Annotated in this window: 5 protein-coding genes and 1 tRNA gene; all 6 read left to right on the top strand. The window is 64.6% G+C overall.

What is annotated here, in order from left to right; translation table 11 throughout:
* The coding region (locus ABYW26_RS09005) for an FAD-binding domain-containing protein (protein WP_372604456.1) at positions 1-568 on the top strand (568 nt) is incomplete at its 5' end.
* 75 nt (positions 569-643) lie between these two features.
* Entirely contained in the window at positions 644-1,087 is a 444-nt protein-coding gene (locus ABYW26_RS09000) for a TrgA family protein (protein WP_372604454.1), read from the top strand.
* Positions 1,088-1,091: 4 nt separating this feature from the next.
* Positions 1,092-2,201 carry an NUDIX domain-containing protein gene (locus ABYW26_RS08995; protein ID WP_372604452.1) on the top strand — a complete coding sequence of 370 codons (1,110 nt, stop codon included), beginning with the start codon at positions 1,092-1,094 and terminating at the stop codon, positions 2,199-2,201.
* A gap of 53 nt (positions 2,202-2,254) precedes the next feature.
* Positions 2,255-3,286 (top strand): cysteine synthase A, encoded by a 1,032-nt coding sequence (locus ABYW26_RS08990; RefSeq protein ID WP_372604451.1) that lies wholly within the window; start codon positions 2,255-2,257, stop codon positions 3,284-3,286.
* Entirely contained in the window at positions 3,238-5,760 is a 2,523-nt protein-coding gene (locus ABYW26_RS08985; RefSeq protein WP_372604450.1) for a DUF3772 domain-containing protein, read from the top strand. The genes ABYW26_RS08990 and ABYW26_RS08985 overlap by 49 nt, the downstream gene beginning before the upstream one ends.
* A gap of 59 nt (positions 5,761-5,819) precedes the next feature.
* Positions 5,820-5,909, top strand: a tRNA-Ser gene (locus ABYW26_RS08980).
* Positions 5,910-6,361 lie beyond the last annotated feature (452 nt).

Raw genomic sequence — 6,361 nt, 5'->3', positions numbered from 1 at the left:
CACCCCGCGCATCGCCACCGACAACTGGCGCGAGGAATGGGACGCCTTTCCCTGGAACGAGGACGAACGCCTGGCCGAGGTGAAGGCCTGGAAGCAGGCGCGCACCGGCATGCCCTTCGTCGATGCGGCGATGCGCGAGATGTATGTCACCGGCACCATGCACAACCGCGCCCGGATGATCGCGGCCTCGTATCTGACCAAGCACCTGTTGACCGACTGGCGGATCGGGCTGGCGTGGTTCGAATCCTGCCTGATCGACTGGGACCCGGCCTCGAACGCGATGGGCTGGCAATGGGTGGCGGGCTGTGGCCCCGACGCGGCACCCTATTTCCGCATCTTCAACCCCGACACTCAGGCCCAGAAATTCGACCCCAAGGGCGCCTATCGCGACCGCTGGCTGGCCGAGGGGCGCGTTCGCCCCAGCCCGCAGGCGCTTAGCTATTACGATGCCGTCCCGCGCCGCTGGCGCCTGTCGGCCCTGGACCCGGTGCCAGCGCCGGTTGTCGACCTGAAACAGGGGCGGGAACGCGCCTTGGCCGCCTATGCGGCGCTGAAAGGCCGCGACTAGCGGGATTGGCTCTTGTCTAAGCGGCCCGGCTTGCGGAAACTAAGCACAGAAAAACCGCAGTCACAGGCCAGTTCCATGCCCACCGCCCCGCGCCTTGTCGCCTTTGTCGCCTTTGCCTTGGTCGCTTATGTCGCCACGGGCTATTACATTCCCGAACTGCCCGAGGGCACCAAGACCCGCTATTTCGCTGAAATGAATGCGGCGATCGGCGGTATCGTCGGGTGGAGGGTGATGGGCACCATGGTCGGGCAGGGCTATGGCCGGGCGCTGACCATCGGGTTCCGCACCATCTGCACCCTCGTGTTCTATGCGCTGCTGGTGCATGGGGTGATCCAGATGATCAAGGGCGCGATGAAGCATTATTATGAAGGGCCGGGCGACGCGGTGATCGGGCTGGGCGAACTGATCCTCAACTATGGCCAGCTGGTCGTAACCTCGGTGCCGGTGCTGACCGTGCTGGCTGTCGGCGGGGCGATCTCGGCGCTGATCACCGAATGGACCTCGGCGCGCTGGAACTAGGCGCATGAGCGATCTGTTCCTTGCCGGAGACCTGAGCCACCCGCCACTTTTGACTGCCATTCTGGGCAAGGCGCAGGTGATGCCCGAGGCGGCAATCCTGCCGGGCTACCGGGTGATGCAGGTGCCGCACCGGCCGGGGACAGTGTTGGCCCCGGACGATGGATCAAGGGCCGAGGGCATCGTGATCCGTGGCCTAAAGGTGCTGGAACGGGCGCGGCTGGATTATTTTCAGGCGGTGATGGGGCAAAGCCGCCAGCGGCTGCAATTGGCCAATGGCGGCTGGGCCGAGACCTATCTGCCGATCCCGCCGGTGGCCGACCCTGAACCGTGGGACGCGCCTGAATGGCGCGCGCGTTGGGCTGAAACCGCCGGTCATGCCGCGACCGAAATCCTGCGCCATTTCCGCCTGACCCCGGCTGCGCGGCTGCGGGCGCGGTTGCCGTCGATCCTGTCGGCCGCGGCCTCGCGCGTGTTGGCACAGCAATCAGCCCCGACCACCCTGCGCCGGGCGATGGCGCCGGAGGATGTGCAGGTTCTGTCGCATGAGCAACCCTATGCCGGATTCTTTGCGGTGGATGAATACCGCCTGCGCCACACCCGGTTTGACGGCCAGCCCAGCCCGGTGCTGAACCGCTCGGCCTTTGTATCGACCGATGTGGTGACGGTTCTGCCCTATGATCCGGTCCGCGACCGGGTGCTGCTGATCGAGCAATTCCGCATCGCGCCCTATGCCCGTGGCGACCGCCAATGTTGGGGCCTTGAAACCATCGCCGGGCGGATCGAGCCGGGCGAGGATCTGGAAACCACCGCCCGCCGCGAGGCGCTGGAAGAGGCGGGTCTGACCCTTGGCCCCCTGATGCGGGTGGGCGGCTATTACCCGTCGCCGGGGGCGAAAACCGAATATATCCATGCCTTTATCGGGCAAGCCGACCTGCCGGATGGGTGTGCCGGTCTGGGCGGTCTGGATGTCGAAGGCGAAGATATTCGCGCCCATCTGGTCAGCTATCAGCGCCTGATTGACCTGCTGGACTCGGGCGAGATCGAGAACGCGCCGCTGATCCTGTCGGTGCATTGGCTGGCACGACATCGTGAAACCATTGGTGCGGGTGCTTGAGTTCCCGCATTCCGCCGGATACTCAGGACCATAAGAACAAGCGGAGGGCTGACATGAACATGCGTGAAGATTTGACCGGGTTGATTGGGAACACCCCCTTGGTCAAGCTCAAAGGCCCATCCGAGGCCACCGGCTGCACCATTCTGGGCAAATGCGAGTTCATGAACCCCGGCCAGTCGATCAAGGATCGCGCCGCGCTTTATATCATCCGGGATGCGGTCGCCAAAGGCCAACTGCGCCCCGGCGGCACCATCGTCGAAGGCACGGCGGGCAATACCGGCATCGGTCTGGCGCTGGTCGGCTCGTCGCTGGGGTTCCGCACGGTGATCGTGATCCCGGAAACCCAAAGCCAGGAAAAGAAGGACATGATCCGTCTGGCGGGCGCTGATCTGGTGCAGGTTCCGGCCAAGCCTTACCGCGACATGAACAACTATGTCCGCTATTCCGGCCGTCTGGCCGCCGCGTTGAACGAGACCGAGGCCAACGGCGCGATCTGGGCCAACCAGTTCGACAATGTCGCCAACCGTCAGGCCCATCTGGAAACCACCGGCCCGGAAATCTGGTCGCAGACCGAAGGCAAGGTCGATGGCTTTATTTGCGCTGTCGGTTCGGGCGGGACGCTGGCCGGGGTCGGCTTGGCGTTACAGCCCAAGGGCGTGAAGATCGGCCTTGCCGATCCGGATGGCGCGACGCTGTTTAGCTATTACACCACCGGCGAACACAAGGCCGAGGGCAGCTCGATCACCGAAGGCATCGGGCAGGGGCGGATCACCGCCAACCTCGAAGGCTTTACCCCCGATATGGCCTATAACATCTCTGATGCCGAGGCGCTGCCGATCCTGTTCGACCTGTCCGAGAACGAAGGCCTGTGCCTGGGTGGTTCGTCCGGGATCAACGTCGCCGGCGCCATGCGCATGGCGCGCGAAATGGGGCCGGGCCATACCATCGTGACGGTGCTGTGCGATTATGGCACCCGCTATCAGTCCAAGCTCTACAATCCGGCCTTCCTGCGCGAAAAAGATCTGCCGGTGCCGGAATGGCTGGCCGCGACGCCGCGGACCCTGCCGGAAGTCTTCGAACAGTGACGCGCGCCGGGGTGTTGCACGCCCTGGCCCTTTGTCTGGCGCTGGTCGCCGGGGCGGGCGGGCTGATCGCCCCGCCGCCCGCGCTGGCGCAGACTGTCGCGGTCGTCGATACCGCCAAGCAGACCGTCCCCACCACCGATGGCGTGACGCCGGACTATGCCGACTGGGAAAAAACCGCCGCCCGCGCTGAAGAGGCGATCGTGGCGGCGCGGGCCTCGACCGTGGCGTTCGAGCAATTGCGCGCCGAGCTGGTCGAATGGCGCGCCGCGCTGCTGGCGGCGCAGGACCAGAACCAGACCCGCATCGCCACCCTGCGCGACCAGATCGCAGCCCTTGGCCCGCTGCCCGTCGAGGGCGAGGTCGAACCTGCCGAAATCGCTGCCCGCCGGGTTGAACTGAACGATCAGCTTGCCAAACTTCAGGCGCCGGTCCTGAAGGCGGAAGAGGCCTATCGCCGGGCTGACGGGCTGATCCGCGAGATCGACACCCTGATCCGCGCCCGGCAGGCGGATGCGCTGTTGCAACTGGGGCCAAGCCCGCTGAACCCGGTGCATTGGGCCGAGGGGCTGAGCGCGCTGTCCGGCACCGTCAGCGTCGTGATGCGCGAGACCTCGGAGTCGTGGTCGCGCGCCACCGATCGTGCGGTTCTGCAACAGAACCTGCCCAAGGTGCTGTTCTATCTGGTGGTGGCGGCGGTGCTGCTGGTGCAGGGCCGGTTCTGGATGGAGCGGCTGACGCTGTATCTGGTGCAGGGCACGTCGCGCCGGGGCAGGGCGGTCTATGCGGCGGTGACCTCGCTGGGGCAGATCCTCTTGCCCTATGTCGGGCTGCTGGCGCTGATGCAGGCACTGTATTTCACCGGCATGATCGGCTGGCGCACTGAACGCCTGACCAGTCTGGTGCCGCTGCTGGGTCTTTATCTGTTCGGCGCGATGTGGCTGGGCGGTCGGGTGTTCCCCAAGGTGTCGACCAAGACGCCGATGTTCCGCCTGACGCCCGAGCGCAACCGGCAGGCCCGGCTGATCACCGCCGGGCTGGGTCTGGTCGTGGCGCTTGGCCGCTTGCTGGATCGGATGGCCGAGGTCGACAGCTATTCGCCCGAGGCCGTTGCCGCGCTTGGTTTTCCGCTGTTGCTGCTGGCGGGTCTGCTGATCCTGCAAATGGGTCGAACCCTGATGATCCATGTCCATGCGGCAGCGGAAACCGCCGAGGGCCGCTATCGCAACAGCATCGTGCGGATCATCGCCCGCGCCGCGATGGTGCTGGCCATCGTCGGGCCGGGTCTTGCGGCGGTCGGCTATACCGAAGCGGCGAATTTCTTTACCTATCCGGCGATCACCTCGCTGGCGGTGCTGGCCCTGCAGGCGGTGCTGCAACGCTTTGTCGAGGATGTCTATGCGCTGGTGACCGGCGATGCCGACAGCGCCGCCGACGCGCTGATCCCGGTGCTGATCGGCTTTGCGCTGAGCTTGTTGTCGCTGCCGCTGCTGGCGCTGACCTGGGGCGCGCGCGAAACCGACCTGACCGAGCTGTGGACCCGGTTTACCGAAGGATTTCAACTGGGTGATACCCGTATTTCACCCAGCGATTTCCTGACTTTCGTGCTGATTTTCGGCGCTGGCTACACGGCGACCCGGTTGATGCAGGGCGGCTTGCGGGCCTCGGTCCTGCCCAAGACCAAGATCGATCCGGGCGGGCAGAACGCGCTGGTGGCCGGTCTGGGCTATCTGGGGATTTTCCTGTCGGCGCTGGCGGCGATCACCTCGGCCGGGATCGACCTCAGCTCGCTGGCGATCGTCGCCGGGGCGCTGTCGGTCGGCATCGGCTTTGGCTTGCAGAATATCGTGTCGAATTTCGTCTCGGGCATCATCCTGCTGATCGAGCGCCCGGTGTCCGAGGGCGACTGGATCGAGGTCGGCGGCGTCATGGGCACCGTGCGCGATATCTCGGTGCGCTCGACCCGGATCGAGACCTTTGATCGCACCGATGTCATCGTGCCGAACGCCGATCTGGTGTCGGGCATGGTGACGAACTGGACCCGGTCCAGCCTGACCGGGCGGATCATCCTGAAGGTCGGCGTCGCCTATGGCACCGATACCCGCCGGGTGCAGGCCATTCTGGAAGAGATCGCCAGCGCCCACCCGATTGCTATCCTGAACCCGCCGCCCTTGGTCACATTCGTTGGCTTTGGTGCGGATTCTCTGGACTTCGAGGCGCGCGTGGTGCTTAGCGACGTGACGCTGGGCCTGAAGGTCCAGTCCGAGCTGAACCACCAGATCGCCGAGCGCTTTGCTGCAGAAGGCATCGAAATTCCCTTCGCCCAACGCGACCTGTGGATTCGCAACCCCGAAGCGCTGCGCGGCGTGGCCCCGACGCCGAAACCCGCGGCCACTCCGCCCGCGCCGACCAAGGTCGTCAGCACCGATCCAAACGCCCCGCGCGAGATCGGCGATAGCGACAGCGATATCCGTTAAAAAAACCGGGCCGCGGCCTCTTGCGCAATCCACGCGAACCGCGATAAACGGTGCGGCACGGAGAGGTGGCCGAGTGGTCGAAGGCGCACGCCTGGAAAGTGTGTAGGCGGGGAACCGTCTCCAGGGTTCGAATCCCTGTCTCTCCGCCACTTGCCCCAGCGAAAGCGTTCTCCCGATCCGGCTATGGCCGGATTTTTCCGTTGTATTCTAGGGTTATGCGGGGTGGGCTATTCACCGACCTTTTTGCCGCGAGGGCCTAAAGCGGTCGCTCCGGACCTGATGACGGTTTCGGTGAACAGCTATAAGTATATGAAATTCAAAGGCTACTTCTCGGTATAGCTTCAGTCCGTTTGGAGCGGCCACGCGGATGTCAAACGGAACTGTCGCCGAAACACCTATGTCTTGCGGCTTAGACGCAAGGTTCTCTTGTCCCGACCTTCTTTGAGCCATTGCACCTAGCCCCCCTGTGCGGTCCACCCGAAGCCGAGATGGCGATCTTTGAGTACATCAATGGCTTCTAATATCCACACCGCCGCCACTTAGCCTGAGGCTGGAAAGGCCCCGTCGCCTTCGAACGAAAGGTGGCTTAAACGAGCACTTG

The sequence above is a fragment of the Actibacterium sp. genome (assembly GCF_041584535.1).
Taxonomy (GTDB): Bacteria; Pseudomonadota; Alphaproteobacteria; order Rhodobacterales; family Rhodobacteraceae; genus Actibacterium_D.
The sequence above is the reverse complement of the archived record's forward strand: the minus strand, read 5'-3'. Positions and strand labels throughout refer to the sequence as shown.

Excerpts from the sequence above, each read along its gene's own strand:
- ABYW26_RS09000 (WP_372604454.1), top strand. The coding sequence starts at position 644 with ATGCCCACCGCCCCGCGCCTTGTCGCCTTTGTCGCCTTTGCCTTGGTC.
- ABYW26_RS08995 (WP_372604452.1), top strand. The coding sequence starts at position 1,092 with ATGAGCGATCTGTTCCTTGCCGGAGACCTGAGCCACCCGCCACTTTTG.
- ABYW26_RS08990 (WP_372604451.1), top strand. The coding sequence starts at position 2,255 with ATGAACATGCGTGAAGATTTGACCGGGTTGATTGGGAACACCCCCTTG.
- ABYW26_RS08985 (WP_372604450.1), top strand. The coding sequence starts at position 3,238 with ATGGCTGGCCGCGACGCCGCGGACCCTGCCGGAAGTCTTCGAACAGTG.